The sequence below is a fragment of the Chloroflexota bacterium genome (assembly GCA_018825785.1).
Lineage (GTDB): Bacteria > Chloroflexota > Dehalococcoidia > JACVQG01 > JAHKAY01 > JAHKAY01.
In genome coordinates, this window is record JAHKAY010000024.1 from 1 (window position 1) to 17557 (window position 17557).

The 17557-nt window shown below is 63.3% G+C and carries 13 protein-coding genes and 4 tRNA genes; 5 read left to right on the forward strand and 12 right to left on the reverse strand.

What is annotated here, in order from left to right:
- A partial coding sequence (locus KJ624_03920; GenBank protein MBU2008982.1) for a hypothetical protein occupies window positions 1-623 on the forward strand: 623 nt, incomplete at its 5' end.
- Here KJ624_03920 and KJ624_03925 read toward each other — a convergent pair.
- From KJ624_03925 to KJ624_03980, 12 genes are all read right to left on the reverse strand, one after another.
- Window positions 620-1510, reverse strand: a complete 891-nt coding sequence (locus KJ624_03925) for a DUF4349 domain-containing protein (GenBank protein MBU2008983.1) — start codon at window positions 1508-1510, stop codon at window positions 620-622. The genes KJ624_03920 and KJ624_03925 overlap by 4 nt on opposite strands.
- Window positions 1511-1650: 140 nt before the next feature.
- Window positions 1651-1968 (reverse strand): GIY-YIG nuclease family protein, encoded by a 318-nt coding sequence (locus KJ624_03930; GenBank protein ID MBU2008984.1) that lies wholly within the window; start codon window positions 1966-1968, stop codon window positions 1651-1653.
- Window positions 1969-2161: 193 nt separating this feature from the next.
- Window positions 2162-4651: an SMC family ATPase gene (locus KJ624_03935; GenBank protein MBU2008985.1), complete on the reverse strand. Its 2490-nt coding sequence runs from the start codon at window positions 4649-4651 to the stop codon at window positions 2162-2164.
- A complete protein-coding gene (locus tag KJ624_03940) occupies window positions 4648-6207 on the reverse strand; it encodes an exonuclease (protein ID MBU2008986.1) in 1560 nt (519 codons plus the stop codon). The genes KJ624_03935 and KJ624_03940 overlap by 4 nt, the downstream gene beginning before the upstream one ends.
- On the reverse strand, window positions 6207-7265 hold the full coding sequence (locus KJ624_03945; protein MBU2008987.1) for a Xaa-Pro peptidase family protein: 1059 nt from the start codon (window positions 7263-7265) through the stop codon (window positions 6207-6209). Before KJ624_03945 ends, KJ624_03940 begins: the two co-directional genes overlap by 1 nt.
- The gene (gene aroQ / locus KJ624_03950) at window positions 7256-7696 is read right to left on the reverse strand and encodes a type II 3-dehydroquinate dehydratase (GenBank protein MBU2008988.1); all 441 of its coding nucleotides are present in this window, start codon (window positions 7694-7696) and stop codon (window positions 7256-7258) included. The genes KJ624_03945 and aroQ overlap by 10 nt, the downstream gene beginning before the upstream one ends.
- Window positions 7697-7815: 119 nt before the next feature.
- Window positions 7816-8583 carry a hypothetical protein gene (locus KJ624_03955; GenBank protein MBU2008989.1) on the reverse strand — a complete coding sequence of 256 codons (768 nt, stop codon included), beginning with the start codon at window positions 8581-8583 and terminating at the stop codon, window positions 7816-7818.
- Window positions 8584-8710: 127 nt separating this feature from the next.
- Window positions 8711-9610, reverse strand: coding sequence for a tyrosine recombinase XerC (gene xerC / locus KJ624_03960; protein ID MBU2008990.1), 900 nt, complete (start codon window positions 9608-9610; stop codon window positions 8711-8713).
- The gene (gene topA / locus KJ624_03965) at window positions 9594-11807 is read right to left on the reverse strand and encodes a type I DNA topoisomerase (protein ID MBU2008991.1); all 2214 of its coding nucleotides are present in this window, start codon (window positions 11805-11807) and stop codon (window positions 9594-9596) included. Before topA ends, xerC begins: the two co-directional genes overlap by 17 nt.
- On the reverse strand, window positions 11808-12926 hold the full coding sequence (gene dprA / locus KJ624_03970; GenBank protein ID MBU2008992.1) for a DNA-processing protein DprA: 1119 nt from the start codon (window positions 12924-12926) through the stop codon (window positions 11808-11810). It abuts the gene before it with no gap.
- 10 nt (window positions 12927-12936) lie between these two features.
- A tRNA-Ser gene (locus tag KJ624_03975) sits at window positions 12937-13024 on the reverse strand.
- Between the two features lie 26 nt (window positions 13025-13050).
- Window positions 13051-13134 (reverse strand) — tRNA-Ser (locus tag KJ624_03980).
- A gap of 133 nt (window positions 13135-13267) precedes the next feature.
- Here KJ624_03980 and KJ624_03985 point away from each other — a divergent pair.
- From KJ624_03985 to KJ624_04000, 4 genes are all read left to right on the forward strand, one after another.
- Window positions 13268-14266 carry a sodium:calcium antiporter gene (locus tag KJ624_03985; protein MBU2008993.1) on the forward strand — a complete coding sequence of 333 codons (999 nt, stop codon included), beginning with the start codon at window positions 13268-13270 and terminating at the stop codon, window positions 14264-14266.
- Between the two features lie 27 nt (window positions 14267-14293).
- The gene (locus KJ624_03990) at window positions 14294-16966 is read left to right on the forward strand and encodes a cation-translocating P-type ATPase (GenBank protein MBU2008994.1); all 2673 of its coding nucleotides are present in this window, start codon (window positions 14294-14296) and stop codon (window positions 16964-16966) included.
- A gap of 13 nt (window positions 16967-16979) precedes the next feature.
- Window positions 16980-17051: transfer RNA gene (locus tag KJ624_03995), tRNA-Arg, on the forward strand.
- Window positions 17052-17159: 108 nt separating this feature from the next.
- A tRNA-Pro gene (locus tag KJ624_04000) sits at window positions 17160-17236 on the forward strand.
- The last annotated feature ends 321 nt before the right edge of the window (window positions 17237-17557 follow it).

The following is a 17557-nucleotide window of genomic DNA, read 5'->3' on the forward strand; positions in this document are numbered from 1 at the left end:
CCCTTTATGCCCTCCCTGGTGCCAACGCCCGCCTCACCCTGGAGGATATTGACCTGGACTACATAAACGAGGCCAGCTTTCTCCACCTCTCCTCTTTCGTCGGCGAGGAACAGCTACGGCTGGAGCGAAGCCTGCTGGAGAGGCTCTCGCCGCGGGTGAAGGTGAGCTTTGCCCCAGGACAGCTCTTCACCTCTCGGGGGCTGGGGGCCCTGGCCCCCATTATCAGAAGGAGCCACATCCTCTTCCTGAACCGGGCGGAGATTGAGGAGCTTGCCGGAGGTGACTTCCGCACCGCCACCCAGAGGCTGGGGCAGAATATGGGGTGCTCTCTGGTGGTGGTCACCCTTGGGGGAAAGGGGGGGAAGGTGTGCCATATCGGCGAGGGGCGGAACGAGCACCTCCTTGAGGCTGCTGTCCAGCCCGAGGCCATCGTGGACAGCACCGGGGCGGGGGATGCCTTTGCCGCCGGGGTCCTCTTCGGGCTACTCAAAGGGGAGAAGATAATCACCGCCGCCCGCCTTGGGGAGCTCATGGCCGCCCGCTGTCTGGGCGAGATGGGGGCCCGTTCCGGCCTGCCCACCCGGGAGGAGCTCCTCAGGACCTACCGCAAGCTCTTCAGCTAGCCTGGTCTGCGGGTGGACCTCCGCAACACGAAGAAAATGATGAGCCCCGGGACGATCCAGACGGGGCTGAAGACCAGCAGCCAGATACCCAACCCTGCCAGGCGCTGGCCGAAGCTGGCAAGGCTCCTCAGGGCTCCCCGCAGGGTCTCACCAGGGCTCCACTCGGGGCGGACCAGGGGCTGAGGGCTCTTTGAGGGCTGGAAGGAGACATCAATCTGGGACATAGCCGTGGTGCGCTCCAGGTAGTTCATCCTGCCCCTTGTCCCCTCAATCTGCCCCCGCACATTGACCAGCTCCCGCTGCACCTGGAGCATGCCTTCCACGTCCCACGCTTTCTTCAGGATTTCCAGGTACTGCGCCTCGGCCGCCTCCAGGTTCCGCAGTGAGGCCTCAAGGTCCACATATTCCTCGGTTACATCCTGGCTGCGGGTATCTTCGTTCACCACTCTAAGGGCCAGTGCCTTGAGGGAGGCCATGGCCGGCTCAAACTTCTCCGCCGGGACGCGCATGGAGATGCTGGCCCCCTCCTCCCCCTGCTGGGAGGAGTAGATGACATAGCCGCCCAGGTTTTGCGCCGTCTCCGCCGCCTTCTCCACGGCCTGGGCCAGGTCCGCCACCACCAGGACCAGGCTTCCCTGGCGGACAATCATCCTCTCCGCCGAGGGAAGCTCTGGCCCGGCGACGCCCACACTGCTGTCGCCGACATCGAATTGGGGCCCTTTGGGCGGGGCGGGTGTGGGGAAGGGGGCCGGGGTGGGGGTCGCTGCCGGCAATGGCTTGGGAGGGGCAGCGGGTTCGGGCGCGGATGGGGCCTGGGAACAGGCCGATAGAAAGGAGACCCCCAGGAGAAGCAGGAGCACCGCCAGGGACAGCCATTTCTTTGCCATATCTCACCTCTCAGTCATTATAACGGAAGATGGAATCTCAAGTTAGCCCGAAGTGAGGCATCTCTGTCGCACCCCAAGTTTCTGTGCCAGCCTGAGTCTCTCTGTCACCCCGAGTTTCCTTGTCACCCTGAGCCTCTCTGTCACCCTGAGCGGAGCGAAGGGTCTACTCCCGTCTTATACCATTCATCGCTCAAGTCCCTCCATTGGGGATTCTTTGACTCTATTAGAGCAATCTTCTTGCTCCTGAGCCAGCCCTTGATCTGTTTCTCACGGCTGATAGCCGACCCCACTTCAGGGGTCATCTCATAATACACAAGCATGGTCATATTGTACTTCTCGGTAAATCCTTTGACTAGCTTTTGCTTGTGCTCGTAGACTCGTCGCTGCAAATCGTTCGTCACACCGGTGTATAGCGTTTTGGAACGATTGCTCATTACGTAGACATAGTATTGGTTCATTCTATTGACTCTCAGACTGGTCTTGGCGTTCTCTTCATTTTACTTAACGCAGGTTCCGAATGAGCCTGGGAGATTCTTCGCTGCGCTCAGAATGACAGACACATTCACAATGACACACGCCTCAGAATGGCAGATGCGCCCAGAATGGCGAGGACATGGGCCTCTAGCTTAACAAACTTGCCCGGCGGGCGGGTCAGGGGCTGAGGGTCACCCGGGAGCCATTGGGGCCTCTGGTCACCTCCAGGCGGACGGGGAACATCTCCTTGAGATCCTCAATGTGGGTGACCAGGATTACCTTCTCAAAATCGGGGGCGATGGAGTTGATGGCCTCCACCAGCCTCTCCCTGCCTTCGGCATCCTGGGAGCCGAAGCCCTCGTCCACCACCAGGATGGGGAGGGGGGCGCCGGCCCGGCGGGCAAGGAACTTGGCCAAAGCTATCCTCAGGGCCAGGTTGATGCGGAAGGCTTCCCCCCCGCTGAACATGGCATAGCCGCGGGTGCCCCGCTCATCGGCCACCGCTATGTCCAGCGTCTCCACCACCCCGCCCCTCTTGGTGGCCTCCTGGGTCTCAAAGCGCAGGGTGAGGCGGCCCTGGGTCATCCTCGCCAGGAGGGCGTTGGCATCCTCCTCCAGCTCGGGGAGGGCCCGTTCAATGATGAGGGCGGGGGCCCCCTTCGGGCCGAAGGCCTCGGCCAGCTCCGCGTATATCCCCGCCTCCTCCCCGGCCCTCTGGCGCTCTATCGCCTTGAGTCCCTTCTCCCCCTCCCGCCGCTGTAGGTCCTCCAGACGCCCCCTCACCCGCCCCACCGCCTCCCGCAACCGGTCCCCTTCAGCCCTGGACTTTACATAATCGTCCTCTGTCTGGCTGATGGCCTGCTTTGGATGGGGCTGGGAGGCCAGCTCCGAGGCCAGGGCCCCTTTTTCTTCCAGGGCCAGGGAGCGTTTGGTTTCCTGTTTGGCCTGTTTCTCTCGGGCACTTTCCAGGGCCTGGGCTTCCGTGGGGGCGTCTTTTCCTGCCTCCAGGAGCTTCTGCTTCTGGGGTTCAAAGGACTCAAGGCCCTTCAGGTCCTGCTGGGCCTTGAGGTATGCCCCCTCGTCATAGCCCAGGGCCCGGACCTCCCCCTCCAGGCTGGATAGGGTTTGTTCAAGGCCCTGGAGGGTCCCTTCCAAGTCGCGGAGCCTCTTGCCTGCCTCCCGGGCCTCCCTTGCCTGGTCTTCCAGGAGGGCATGCTGGCTTTTCAGGGAGGCCCTCTCCTGGTGCAGGGCCTTCTCCTTCTCCCTGGCCTGCTTATCTCTGTCCCTGAGGTGTCTATCCAGCTCGGCGCAGGCTGCCCTGACCTTTTCCTGTTGCCGGGCCCTTTCGCCCTCTTCGGCCTGGTAGCGGGCCTGAAGGCTATGGCGCTTTTCTTCCCCCAGGGCGGACTCGCAGAGGGGACAGCGGGCCTCAGCGCCGGCGAGGAGGTGGAGCTTCTGGGCCGTTTCCTCTATCCCCGCCACCAGGCGGGCCAGGGCCGCCTCCTGCTGGCGCAGGCCCTCGGCCAGGCCCCGCAGGCCCTCTTTCTCCGCCTCTAATCCCTCCTGTTGCTCCTGGAGGCTCTCCAGCCCTTTCTGGACATGGCTGAGCTTCTGCTCCAGGAGGGGGAGGCCGAGGGCCGTCTTGCTTTCCTGTTCCATCCGTACCTTCAGGCCGTGGAGCTGGAGCCGGAGGGGCTCCAGCCTTTCTCGGAGGGTCAGGAAGGCCCGCTGCTTTTGGGCCAGCCGCTCCAGGGCCTGCCTTGTCTCCAGGAGGGCCTGGTAGCCCTTTTCAATCTCCCCTCTCCGGGCCAGATAGTCCTGGAGCTCCCCCAGCCTCTTCTCCCTGGCGGCACTCTCCCTCTTCCAGAAGTCCTCTTCCCTGGCTATATCCTCCAGCTCTTTTTCTATCTTCGTGAGGCGCGCCTCTTTTTGCCTGAGGGCCTCCTCCCTGAGGCGCAGGGTGTTCAGCTGCTCCTGGGCCTGGCGGACCTTCTCTTCCGTCTCCTGAAGCTGGCGGGAGAGGCCGGCCAGCTCCTCCTCGTAGAGGGGGCGCTGGCCAAGCTCCTCTTCAATCAGGGCCAGCTCCCCGTCCAGGCGTTCCTTTTCCCTTTTGCGTTCCCGTGAGAGGGAGCGGGCCTCTTCGGCGGCGGCCTCGTAGAGGGAGAGGCCCAGGACCTTCCCCAGGAGCTCCTTTCTCTGCCGGGGGTCCATCCCGGCGGTGAAAGCGTCGTCCTGGCCCTGGACCAGGAAGGCGCTGTGGGTGAAGGTGTCATAGTCCAGACGGAGGATTTCCAGCAGCCTTTTTTGGGTCTCCTCCACCCCCTGGGAGAGGGTGCGGAAGCCGTCGCCAGAAGCTATAAGAAGGTGGAGGCTGGGCCCCCGTTTCCTGGAGTAGCGCCGGGCTACCCGGTAGCGGTTTTCCCCCACCCGGAAGTCCAGCTCCACCGCCATCTCCTCCTGCCCCTGGTGGATGAGGTTCTCCTGCCCCGAGCCCCTTCTATCCACATTGCGGGCCTGGCCCCAGAGGGCCCAGGTAATAGCATCCAGCAGGGCCGATTTCCCCGCCCCGTTTTCCCCGCAGAGGCAGGCAACATGGACCCCTTCCAGGGACAGCTCCTCCTCCCTGTAGCTCAGGAAGTTCCAGAGCCGGAGCCTGAGGGGTATCAAAGCTCCATCGCTTTCCCCAGTTCCGGAGGCCTCACCTCAATCCCTGTCCCCGCCAGGCCCTCAAGGAAATAGCCCGGCTTTTCGGTATGGATGGGGACCAGGACCCTGGGCTGGATTTCCTTTATCATGCTGAGCAACTCCGGCCCCGAGGCGTGGCCCGAGGCATGGAAACCCCTCTGTTCCTGTGGGATTTTCCCGGTTTCTTCATCGGGCAGCCCCACGGCGTCAATATCAAAATGTTTCAGCCAGTTCTTGAGCCGCCTGATGTCCATCCGCTGCTCTTCGCTGAAGGCCTCGCTGGAGGAGTAGATATAGGTCCCCCTCTGGGGGTGGATGTCAATGAGCTCATTGATGTCCCAGAAGCTGAAGCAGAGGATGTAGTTCTGGGGACAGGCCCTGACCTCCTGGTGGCCCACAAACTGGGAGGGGTGTTGCTTTCGGACGGCTTCTCTCCAGACTTCCTCCCGGTCCGGGGAGCGGAACTCCTGGTAGACGAGCAGTTGGGAGAGGAGTTGGGGGGGCACATCCTGGGGGCAGGCCAGGGCCATGGCCTCCAGGAGATAGCTGTCCTTGGGCAGGACAACCAGCCGGCGGGCTGTGTCCCGGGCGACCCTTTCCATAGTGAGAAGCCTCTCTATGTTCCGGGGGCCGAAGTCGGCGATGACCAGCCCCCGGGCCCCCTTCACCACGGAGAGGATGCTATCATGGACATCTCCCTCGGTGGTCCCCGCCCCTTCCCCGGCCCGGGTGCCTTCGGTGAGGAGGACCAGGGGCTTCAGGGACGCCAGGCCCTGGATAGCGGCCCGGGTGAGGTGGGCCCGCCCCCCGTGGAGACGCAGGTCCCCGGTGTAGGCTATCCAGCCCCCCCAGGTCTCCACGGCGAAAGCCCCCGCCCCAAAGACCGAGTGGTCCACGGGGAAGAAGCGCACGGGGGCGGAGGTGTTGAGGGTGGTGGGGATGGTGGCCTTCAGGCCCTTGCTCTTGGCCGGGGAACGGCCCCAGAAAGCCCTGGCTTCCTCCCCCAGGGGGAAGGGCTCGGAAAGGACAAAGGGGCGGGGCAGGTAGTTTCTCCCTGCCGTGGCCAGGTAGCCCTCTTTAATCTCCCTGGGGCTGAGGTAGCATAGCTCCCGCTCCAGGTCGGACTTCCCCGTGTCCTGGATGGCCTTGGAGATAAAGGCTGTCATCGGCGAGGTATAGATGGGGGTCTCCTGGCGCAGGAAGGAGATGTACCCCGAGTGGTCCAGGTGGGCATGGGAAAGGAGGACCCCATGGACTTCCGCCTCCCGGTAGTGGGGGTGATGGGCCTGGAAGTGCTCCCAGGAAATGTGCTGGGCCAGGTCCTCCCGGTAGATGCCTTTCAAAGGGGGCAGGAGGTCCATCTCCAGCAGGTCCAGGAGGCCGGCCCCGGGGCGGGGGGTGAGATATTCCTCAAAGTAGTCCCCCCTCTTGCCATAGGGGGTGCCGAAGTCAAAGAAGAGTTGAAGGTCCCCCTCCTCCAGGAGGACCTTGTTCCCCCCTATTTCCTCCACCCCGCCGTAGAAGGTGAGCCTGGCCATCAGGGCCTGTGTTTTTTTGCCCGGGAGAGGAGCCTGGGGCCGTCTTCTTCCAGGACCACCAGGTCCTCTATCCTCACCCCTCCCCAGCCGGGGATATAGATTCCAGGCTCTACGGTGAAGGCCATCCCCTTCTCCAGGACATCTGGCGAGCTGGGGCCCAGGTGGGGGGCCTCGTGGGGGGCGAGCCCTACCCCGTGCCCCAGGCCGTGGCCGAAGCTCTCACCGTACCCTGCCTTTTCTATCACCTCCCGGGCCAGGCGGTCGGCCTCCTCCCCCTTCATACCAGGCCTTATCCCGGAGAGGGCCCTCTCCTGGGCCTCCAGGACGACGGCATAGATTTTCCTGAAGTTATCATCAGCCTCTCCCACGGGGAAGGTGCGGGAGAGGTCGCTGCCGTAGCCCTGGACGCGGGCACCGATATCAATGAGCAGAGGCTCCTTCTCAGCGAGGGCCCTGGTGGTGGGGCGGGCGTGGGGCATGGCCGACTGGGGGCCCGAGGCCACAATGGGCTCAAAGGGGAGGGGCTCGCTGCCCCTTTCCCTCATGGACTTCTCCAGCTCCCAGGCCAGCTCTATCTCCCCCATCCCGGGCTTGAGGAGGGGAAGGATGTGGTCAATTGCCTCATCTGCCAGCTGGGCGGCCTTTTCCATCAGGGCCACTTCCCCGGGCTCCTTGACCTGCCTCAGGCCCTCCACCAGCCCCTGGGTGGGCACGAGGTGGGGGCCGTCTTTCAGCGCTTCCTGGAGGAGGGTATAGGTGGCCAGGCTCATGTGGGAGGCCTCAAGGCCCAGGGTTCCTATCCCTTCCCCCGCCAGGAGTGGGGGCAGGAACTGGTAAGGTTCCCCTCTTATCCGCACCACCTCCCAACCGGGGGCCTGGAGCCGGGCCTGCTCGGTGTAGCGGAAGTCCACCAGGAGCAGGGAAGCCTTTCTGGTTATTAGGAGGTATCCGGCGGAACCGGTGAAGCCGGAAACATAGCGGCGGTTATCGGCCTGGGATATAAGCAGACCGTCCAGGCCCTTCTCCTCCAGCCGGGGGAGGAGCCTCCTTAGCCGGATTTCTTTGCCTCCTCAGCCAGGTATTCCAGGGCCAGGAGGTATCCCCGCCACCCCAGGCCGGTTATCTGGCCCCTGGTCACCGGGGCCACCACCGAGTTGTGGCGCCAGTCCTCCCGGGCATAGATGTTGGAGAGGTGCACCTCAACTACGGGCAGGCCGGAGGCGGCCAGGGCGTCCTTCAAGGAGAGGCCGTAGTGGGTGAGTGCCCCCGGGTTGATGATGATGCCGTCGGCTTTGGGGGCCTGGGCCTGGAGGAAGTCAATGATAGCTCCCTCGCTGTTGGACTGGAAGAAGGCCAGCTCCACCTTGAGCTCCCGGGCCTGCCCCTCCAGGAGGGCGTTTATCTCCTCCAGGGTCTTCCTCCCGTAGTGGGAGGGCTCCCTCTTCCCCAAAAGGTTCAAATTGGGGCCGTTAATTATCAGTAGTCTCATTCACCATCCCCCTTTCCCCCTTCCTCAAGGAAGGGGGAATCATAATTTGGCCGGGGGACACCCCCGTGCCCCCGGCAGGGGCGCAGCCCCTGCACCCTGTGAAGGTGCCAGCTTTCCCTTCATCCTAGAAGGGGGGCATATGTGTAATAAATCCCGACGATATCTCCGCTTTGGGCGTCAACCGCAACCGTCGCGTAGGGGAGCCGTGCGGGTGGCCCGGCAGGGAACGCCCTGAGGAAGGCGCCCTCGACCTGGACTGCCCACACCACGACGTAGGGGTATGACATTGAGGTGAGACCGCCGGCAGCCCGCCGCTCGAATTCCTGTCTGGTCATCAGGCGCGCCACGGGGTTGCGTGGGCTCTCCGCTGCCGAATACTCGCCGTGTGGAAGCGAGACCGTCGCGAGGGCGATCTGAACGGCCCGCTCTCTGGTCATCATGGATGCGGTGGGAAGGAGCGGAGCGGCGCCGCGCCATGTCATGTGGGGTAGTCCGTTTTGAGCGTTGAGCACAACCACTGTATAGTTGTATTGCGTGCGGTCCACCGGGAATGGAACGGGGAATGCATCGTACGACGTGCCTTCGTACTGGGCCACCCACACCAGCATGTCAGGACCTTCGAAAAGGCCGTAATTGGGGGTTATTCCCAGCTGCAGCTCAAAGTAATCGCGTATTGTCATCAAGCGTGCCACGGGGTTTCGGGGGTTTTGAACCGCCGTGACCTCGGGCTCGATGCCGGTCCGCGAGAGCGCGACTTGAAGGGCCTGCTCCCGGGTTATGGGGGTCACCGGCGTCGGCGTGCCAGGAGGCGCAGATGTGGGAACTACCTGTATGCAGGCGGCCAGGAGTAGCAGCCCGATTGCGCTGACGAGCACTGAGATTCTCAATATGCCTCTACCTCCGCCATCATAACTCGCTCCGGCCCCCTGGCGATTCCCCATAGACCCTCGGCGTCAACTCTCATCCCCCTCTCCTTGTCAAGGAGAGGGGGGCAGGGGGTGAGGTTGAACCCTTTCATTTCCCCTCCTTTGCCCGGGGGTGGGCGCGGGCATAGACCCGGCGGGCTTGGCTCTGGCTTATATGGGTGTAGACCTGGGTGGAGGCCAGGCTCTCGTGCCCCAGGAGCTCCTGGACGGTGCGCAGGTCAGCCCCCCCGTCCAGGAGGTGGGTGGCGAAGGTGTGGCGCAGGAGGTGGGGGTGGATATCTTTTTCCAGGCCCGCCTTCACGGCATACTCTTTCACGATGTTCTGGATGGAGCGGATGGTGAGCCTCTTCCCCTCTACATTCAGGAAAAGGGCGGGGCTTCTTCCCTGCCCCAGGAGGGTGGGCCTCGCCTTTTCCAGGTATTCCCGCAGGGCGCTGGCTGCGGGCCGGCCCATCACCACCACCCTCTCCTTGGACCTCTTCCCCCAGACCCTCGCCTCCTTCCCGGCCGGGTCAACATCGGCCACATCCAGCCCCACAATCTCGCTCACCCTCAGGCCCGAGGCATAGAGGAGCTCCAGAAGGGCCTGGTCCCGCATGCCGGCGGGGGTGGAGAGGTCGGGGGCCTTCAGCAGGGATGTCATTTCCTCCCGGGTCAAGAATGAGGGCAGGCGTGCTTCCTTTCTGGGCACCGAGGTGGTGCGGGTGGGGTCGGCGGCCACCTTCTTTTCCCTCACCAGGTATTTATAGAAGGAACGCAGGGCGGAGAACTTCCTGGAGATGCTGGACCGGGCGATGCCCCGTTCCAGGAGAAAGGCCAGGTAATCCCTCAGCACCTCCCGCCCCACCCCCTCCCAGGAGGCAACCCCCTTGAGGCCCAGGAACTCCCTGACCTCCTTCAGGTCTGAGGTGTAGTTGCGGATGGTGTAAGGGGAGGAGTGGCGCTCGGTTTCCAGGTAGAGGCGGAAGGACCTAAGCTCCGCTTCCACTCGTGGCTCCCGCGGGGACTGGCTCCTCCAGCTTTATCTTCTCCTTACATTCGAGGCATTGCCCCATCCCCTTCCGGTAGGAGACAAGGAGGCCCTCGCAACGGGGGCACTTCCCCAGGGGCCGGCGGGAGGAGGCGAACTTGCATTTTGGGTAGTTGAGACAGCCGTAGAAGACCCTACCCTTCTTTGTCTCTTTTTCACCCAGCTCCCCGCCGCATTTGGGGCAGGGGATATCCAGCTTCTTGGCATAGGGCCGGGTACGGCGGCAGTCGGGGAAGCCGGAGCAGGCCAGGAACTTGCCAAAGCGCCCCCGCTTGACGACCATCGGGCGGCCGCAGTCGGAGCACTTCTCCCCGGTCTCCTCCGGCTCAACCGCTTGCTGTGGAAGGGGCTGGGAGTAGCGGCACTCGGGGAAGCCGGAGCAGGCCAGAAAATAGCCGAAGCGCCCCCGCTTTACCACCAGGGGGTGGCCGCACTGGGGGCACTTCTCCGCCGTCTTCTCCAGCTCGTATTTCAGCGTCTGGGCGAAGGGGGTATAGAACTCCTGGAGGGTTTCCTGCCAGCCCAGCTCCCCCTGGGCAATCTGGTCCAGCTCCTTCTCCATCCGGGCGGTGAAGTCAAGGTCCACAATCTGGGGGAAGTGCTCCACCAGGAGTGCGGCCACAGTCCGGCCCAGTTTCTGGGGGTCGAGCTTTCCGTCTTTCTTCGCCACATAGCCCCTCTCTCTAAGGGTGGAGAGGATGGGGGCATAGGTGCTGGGGCGGCCGATGCCCTTCTCCTCCAGGGCCCGGATGAGGGTGGCCTCGTTGTAGCGGGGTGGGGGCTGGGTAAAGTGCTGGTCGGGGAAGGCCCCCAGAAAGCGGAGTTTCTCCCCCTTTTTCAAAGGGGGCAGCCTTTGCGAGGGCTCTTCCTTCTCGTCCCGGCTTTCCACATACAGGGTGGTGAAGCCGGGGAAGGTGAGGAGGGTGCTGGTGGCCCGGAGGAGATAGGCCTTCTTGCCCCTGGCCTCGATATCGGCGGTGGCCACCTGGTAGCGGGCGGGGGCCATCTGGCTGGCCAGCATCCGTTTCCAGATGAGGTCATAGAGGCGGAGCTGTTCCGGCTTGAGGAAGGGGTGGAGCTTCCCTGGCTCCCGGAGGATGCTGGTGGGGCGGATGGCCTCGTGGGCCTCCTGGGCATGGCCCCGGGCCCGGTACTGCCGGGGCTTCTCGGGAATGTAGTCGGGGCCGTATTTCCGCTGGATATATTCCCGGACCTCCCTGAGGGCCTGTGGGGAGACCCGGGGGGAATCGGTGCGCATATAGGTGATGAGGCCCACCCTCCCCTCCTTCCCGATGTCCAGGCCCTCGTATAGTTGCTGGGCCAGGGCCATGGTGTGCTTGGCGGCAAAGCCCAGCTTCCTGTAGGCCTCCTGCTGGAGGCTGCTGGTGATAAAGGGGGGAGGGGGCTGGCGTGTGGCCTCCTTGCTCTTTACCCCCGCCACCAGGTAGCGGGCCTTCTCCAGGTCGGAGGCTATTGCCCGGGCGGGGGCCTCCTGGGGGATGTCCAGCTTCGTGCCGTTGGCCAGAGATACAAGAAGGGCGCGGAAGGGCGGGTGGCCCCCCTTTTCCAGCTCCGTCTCAATGGTCCAATATTCCCGGGGGGCAAAGGCCTCAATCTCGTCCTCTCTGTCCACGACTATCCTCAGGGCGGCGGACTGGACCCGCCCAGCGGAGAGGCCCACCTGGACCCTCGTCCAGAGGAAGGGGGAGAGCTTGTAGCCCACCAGCCGGTCCAGGATGCGGCGGGCCTGCTGGGCCTCCACCAGCTTCATATCTATGGAGCGGGGATGGCGGAAGGCCTCCTTTACTGCCTCGGCGGTAATCTCGTGGAAGGCCACCCGGTGGTACTTGTGGTCTTTCAGCCCGGCCGCCTCCACCAGGTGCCAGGATATGGCCTCGCCCTCCCGGTCGGGGTCTGTGGCCAGGAAGACGGACTGGGCCTTGGAGGCGGCCTCCTTTATCCCCTTGACCACCTCCTTTTTCTCTTTGGGGATGATGTAGAGGGGGGAGAAGCCCTTGTCCACATTCACCCCCAGCCTCCAAGAGGGCAGGTCCCGGATATGGCCCAGGGTGGCCTTAACGGAATAGCCCTTGCCCAAAATCTGGCCCAGGGTGCGGGCCTTGGCCGGGGACTCCACCAGCACCAGCTTGGCCATCTACTCCACCTTCACCCGGTATTCTTCCCTGGCCTCGCGGGAGAGGATGTAGTGCATGGCCCCTACCTGCCGCACCAGGCCCTTGAGCTCCATCATGCTGAGGAGGCTGGAGACGGTGGGGATGGCCAGGCCGGATAGGCGGCAGAGCTCGTCTATGTGGAGGGGCTCGGCGGAGAGGTGGCGGAGGAGGGGGGCCTCCTGGGGCTCGGGGGCCAGAAGCTCTTTCATCTCCGCCTGGGGGGCGGCCATGGCCAGGTTCAGCTCCTCCAGGATGTCCCCGGCCCCCATGACCAGCTTGGCCCCTTCCTGGATGAGGCGGTTGGTCCCCCGGCTCTGGGGGGAGAGGATGCTGCCCGGGATGGCGAAGACCTCCCGGTTCTGCTCCAGGGCGAGGCGGGCGGTGATGAGGGCCCCCGAGCCCTCCCCGGCCTCCACCACCACGGTTCCCAGGGCCATACCGCTCATAATGCGGTTGCGACGGGGGAAGTGCTCCGCCCGGGGCGGGGTCCCCAGGGGGAGCTCGCTCACCAGGGCACCCCGCCCCAGGACCTCCCTGGCCAGGGGGGCGTGCTCCGCAGGATAGACCGTGTCCAGCCCCGAGGCGAAGATGGCGATGGTGCGGCCCCCGTTGCTCAAAGCCGTGCGGTGGGCCACGGCGTCTATCCCCCGGGCCAGGCCGCTGATGATGGTTATCCGGTTCCTTACGAGTTCAGCCACGAGCTCCTCCGTTGCCTGGCGTCCATAGATAGTGGGCTTTCTGGTGCCCACCACCGCCACTCCCACCTCGTCCTGGGGGAGGACGGTGCCCCGGACATAGAGGACAGGCGGAGGGTCGTATATCTCCTTTAGGCGGCGTGGATACGAGGGGTCACGCCACGGGAGTGCCTGCACCCCGCAGCGCTCCAGCTTCTCCATCTCCTCGTCCAGGGAGATGCGGGGCCGGTAGTGCAGGACGGTCTCCACCACCTTTGGCTCCAGGCCCGCCTCCTTTAGCTCCTGGGCCGAGGCGAACCAGGCCCTCTCCATCTGGCCGAAGTGTTTTTCAAGGAAAGAGAACCTCACCCGGCCGATGCCGGGGATGAGGCTAAAGCCTACCCAGAATTTCAGGTCAGCATCCATATACAAAAACTGGCGGAGAGGGTGGGATTCGAACCCACGAGGCCTTGCGGCCTACGCGCTCTCCAGGCGCGCCTGTTAGACCACTCCAGCACCTCTCCACAATGGGGGAGCGTACCGTATTCTCCGGAGAGGGTGGGATTCGAACCCACGAGGCTCATCGCCTACCGCTTTTCGAGAGCGGCTCCATAAACCTCTCGGACACCTCTCCATTTACGGATTATAGCATATCTCCCTTTGGCCTTTTGTGCTACAATATTCCTGCTTTTAGGATGGGAAGAAAAGGAAGGCGCTGGATGAGACCGGCCGCCTCTTTTTATGCCTGAGGAGTAATGTAGGCGGGAATGGACCTGGTCTGGCTAAAATTTGCCATCTGCGTCGCTGTCATCTTGCTGGCTGGGCGTCAAGTAGCGAGATATGGCGATGTTATCGCGGAGAAGACAGGGCTGGGTGGGGCCTGGGTCGGCGTAGTTCTGGTAGCGGTTACTACCTCTCTGCCGGAGCTCTTCACTGGCATCAGCTCTGTAACCCTGGCCGCAGCGCCTGACTTGACGGTAGGCAATCTGTTCGGGGCCAATACCTTTAATTTATTAAATTTGGCTTTGCTTGATATTGCTTATCGCCGTGGTCCACTGCTGACAGCAGCTGGTTCCCGGCATCTGCTTACCGCCGCGCTGAGCCCAGTCCTGGTTGCCTTCGTTGCCGCCTTTCTGCTCATCTCCAAGCTGGTCTCCCTTCCAGCGATAGGCTGGGTGGGGGTGTACACGCCGGTCATCTTCCTTCTCTACCTTCTTGCGGTGAGGATGATATTCAATCATGAACGTGCCCAGGCCTCAGCCATTGAAGCGCCCATCAAGTATGGCGGGGTCTCCCTGAGGCAAGCCTACCAGCGCTTCGCCGTGGCTGCTCTATTCATTATTGGTGCTGGGTTCTGGCTGGCTCTGGTGGGGAAGGAAATGGCTGAAATTACCGGGTTGACGCAGAGTTTCGTGGGCAGCCTGTTTCTTGGTTTCACCACCACCTTACCCGAAATCACGGTCTCCTTTGCTGCCTTACGGCTAGGAGCGATAGACCTCTGCGTCGCAAATATGATAGGAAGCAACCTTCTTAATATGACCATCATCGGCATTGATGACCTGTTCTACACTGAAGGACCCATACTGGACGCCGTATCCCAGAATCACCTTCTTACTGCCCTTGTGGTTATACTCATGACCAGCGTAGTCATGTTGGGGATTATCCTGCGACCTCAACGGAAGACACGAGTAGGGGCCAGTTGGTACTCTTTAGCTCTTATAGCCTTGTTTCTTCTCGGCGCCTATGCCAGTTTTGCTATAACATAGCTATCGGGATGATGGAGGGCAGAGGATATGAAGCCACTGGTCTGGCACACCCTTGCACCGGAGGAGACCTTCCAAGCTCTGGAGACCGGGCCCCAGGGCCTGAGCCCTGAGGAGGCCCGGAGCCGGCTTTTAAAGTTTGGCCCCAACCTTCTCCGGGAGGAGAAGAGGGCCTCCCCCTTTATGCTCTTCCTGGAGCAGTTCAAGAACTTCCTCATAATCATCCTCCTCGTGGCCGTGGTCCTCTCTTTCTTCCTGGGGGAGACCTGGGATGCGGCGCTCATCTTAGTCATCGTGCTTTTCGCCGCCGGGCTGGGCTTTGTCCAGGAGTACCGGGCGGAGAGGGCCCTGGAGGCCCTGAAGCGGATGGCCGCCCCCACGGCCTCGGTCCTCCGGCGGGGTGAGGAAAAGGAAATCCCTGCCTCGGAGCTGGTGCCAGGGGACATCGTTGTCTTGCGCACCGGGGACCGGGTGGCCGCCGACCTCAGGCTTGTGGAGGCGGTCAACCTCAGGACCGATGAGGCTTCCCTCACAGGGGAGTCCCTGCCGGTGGAGAAGGTGGTGGGGTCCCTGGCGGAGGCGGACCTGCCGGTGGGGGACAGGAAGAACATGGCCTACATGGGCACGGCGGCGGTCTATGGCCGGGGGAAGGGGGGGGTGGTGGCCACGGGCATGGCCACCGAGTTCGGCCGCATCGCCGGCATGCTCCAGCAGGTGGAGGAATCCCCTACGCCTCTCCAGGTGAACCTGGACCGCATGGGCAGGGTCATCGGTATCGGCGCCCTGGCCATGGCCGCCCTTATCTTCGGCCTGGCCCTCTTGCAGAGGGAGGGTGGATTCCTGGAGATGTTCATCTGGGCAGTGAGCCTGGCGGTGGCGGCAGTCCCCGAGGCCCTGCCCGCCGTGGTAACCATCTCCCTGGCCCTGGGGGTGCAGCGCCTGGTGAAACGCCATGCCCTCATCCGCCGCCTGCCTGCCGTGGAGACCCTGGGCTCCGTCAGCGTCATCTGCTCCGATAAGACGGGGACCCTCACCCAGGACCAGATGACGGTGAGGAGAATCTATACCGATGGGCAGATGATAGAGGTTACCGGGGCAGGCTATGAGCCCCGGGGGGAGTTCCGCTCTCAAGGCCCCCTTCCTGAGGGCCTCCGCCGCCTCCTCCTGGCCGGGGTGCTCTGCAACGATTCCTGCCTGTGCAGCAACGATGGCTCGTGGTGGGTGCGGGGCGACCCCACCGAAGGGGCCCTGGTGGTGGCCGCCGCCAAGGCCGGGATAGGGGAAGAGGTGCGAGAGAAATACCCCCGGATGGGAGAGGTCCCCTTCTCCTCCGAGAGGAAGCGCATGACCACCATCCACCGCACCGAGCAGGGAGAACAGGCCTTCAGCAAGGGCGCCCCCGAGGTCATCCTGGAGTCCTGCTCCCATGTACTCAAGGGAGGGGAGGAGTCTCCCCTCGGCCCGCAAGCCTGCCAGGAGGTCCTGGCCCAGGCCCAGGAGATGGCTGGGGAGGCCCTGCGGGTGCTGGGACTGGCCTACAAGCACCTGGGCCGGGGCGAGGCGGAGGCGGAGAAGGAAATGGTCTTCCTGGGGCTGGTGGGGATGATAGACCCCCCCCGCTCCGAGGTCAAAGAGGCCATCGCCAGGTGCCTGGAGGCCGGGATTAAGCCAGTGATGATTACCGGGGACCACGCCGTCACTGCCAGGGCCATCGCCCAGGAGCTGGGCATCCTGAGGGGGGGTCTGGTGCTGACAGGCCCTGAGCTGGAGCGGCTGGGGGAGGTGGAGTTCGAGGCGATGGCGGAGAGGGTGGAGGTCTATGCCCGGGTATCTCCAGCCCATAAGCTCCGGGTGGTTGATGCCCTGACCAAGAAGGGCCATGTGGTCGCCATGACGGGGGACGGGGTGAACGATGCCCCGGCCCTGAAGAAGGCCGATATCGGGGTGGCCATGGGTATCACCGGCACCGATGTCTCCAAAGAGGCCTCGGATATGGTCCTGACCGATGACAACTTTGCCTCCATCGTGGCGGCGGTGGAGGAGGGGCGGGGCATCTTCGGCAACATCAAGAAATACCTGATGTATCTCCTCTCCTCCAACCTGGGGGAGATATTGCTTATGCTCCTGGCGGTCTCCATGGGCCTGCCATTGCCCCTCGTTGCCGTCCAGATCCTCTTTGTGAACCTGGCCACCGACGGTCTGCCCGCCCTGGCCCTGGCGGTGGACCCCCCGGCCCGGGATATAATGCGCCGTCCCCCCCGGCCCCGGAAGCAGGGCATCTTCACCTGGCCGGTGCTGTCCTTGATGGGGGCGGGGGGGGTCTGGTCGGGGCTGGTCAACCTGGGGGTCTTTGTCTGGGCCCTGAAGTCGGGCCGGACCCTGGTGGAGGCCCAGGGCCTTACCTTTCTCAGCCTCACATTTATTCAATACTTCAAAGCCTTCAACTTCCGTTCCGATACCCTTTCCCTGTTCCAGATAGGCATCTTCTCCAACCGCTGGCTGTGGTGGGCCATCCTGGTCAATATGGTCATCACCATACCCATCATCTACCTGCCTGCCCTTCAGGGGCCTTTCCACACCTTTTCCCTGGGGCTCAGGGACTGGGGGGTGGTGCTCCTGGCCTCTTTCTCCGTCTTTCCGGTATTGGAGTTCTTGAAGTTTCTCTCCCGCCGGTCCCTTGCCAGGAGGGGTCAGATAGTTTAGTATAAATTATCGTGCCCCTGTAGCTCAGAGGATAGAGCACTGGCCTCCGGAGCCAGGAGCGCGGGTTCGAGTCCCGCCAGGGGTACTTTTCATTGACCGGGCTGTTCTCCCCTGCTATGCTTCCCCCTGCGAGGTGTGGCGCAGCGGTTAGCGCGCATGGTTTGGGACTCTAAGAAGCATAATACGGCATTGACGGGGAGTAGCTCAGCCTGGTAGAGCGCTTGGTTTGGGACCAAGAGGCCGGCAGTTCAAACCTGCCCTCCCCGACCACAGATGGAGACCGACCGCAAAACCTGTCCTCCTCTAAGTTGCTATTCGAACGGCAGCAAGGGGGAAAAACGGAGGATGGGATAGGAAGAGGTCAGCCGAGGCCGCAAAGCGGCCTGTGGCCCGGCTCAAAGTCTGCCGGGGTCTTACGATCCCTCTTGCTAGCCATCCTGTTCTGGGGGACTGATTAGGGTCAGACACATGTCGGACACTGGCAAGGGAGATGAAGGGGCGATATGCTGGGGTTTCGATGGGTGTTTATGGGGCCATTCTGCCGGGAGCGGCGCGCCTGGCACGGCTCCTGGCAGAGCCCTCTGAGGAAGC

What these genes read in the sequence shown, in the direction of transcription:
- KJ624_03990 (MBU2008994.1), top strand. Translation starts at nt 14,294, where the DNA reads ATGAAGCCACTGGTCTGGCACACCCTTGCACCGGAGGAGACCTTCCAA.
- dprA (MBU2008992.1), bottom strand. Translation starts at nt 12,926, where the DNA reads ATGGATGCTGACCTGAAATTCTGGGTAGGCTTTAGCCTCATCCCCGGC.
- aroQ (MBU2008988.1), bottom strand. Translation starts at nt 7,696, where the DNA reads ATGAGACTACTGATAATTAACGGCCCCAATTTGAACCTTTTGGGGAAG.
- KJ624_03940 (MBU2008986.1), bottom strand. Translation starts at nt 6,207, where the DNA reads ATGGCCAGGCTCACCTTCTACGGCGGGGTGGAGGAAATAGGGGGGAAC.
- KJ624_03925 (MBU2008983.1), bottom strand. Translation starts at nt 1,510, where the DNA reads ATGGCAAAGAAATGGCTGTCCCTGGCGGTGCTCCTGCTTCTCCTGGGG.
- KJ624_03985 (MBU2008993.1), top strand. Translation starts at nt 13,268, where the DNA reads ATGGACCTGGTCTGGCTAAAATTTGCCATCTGCGTCGCTGTCATCTTG.
- KJ624_03930 (MBU2008984.1), bottom strand. Translation starts at nt 1,968, where the DNA reads ATGAACCAATACTATGTCTACGTAATGAGCAATCGTTCCAAAACGCTA.
- topA (MBU2008991.1), bottom strand. Translation starts at nt 11,807, where the DNA reads ATGGCCAAGCTGGTGCTGGTGGAGTCCCCGGCCAAGGCCCGCACCCTG.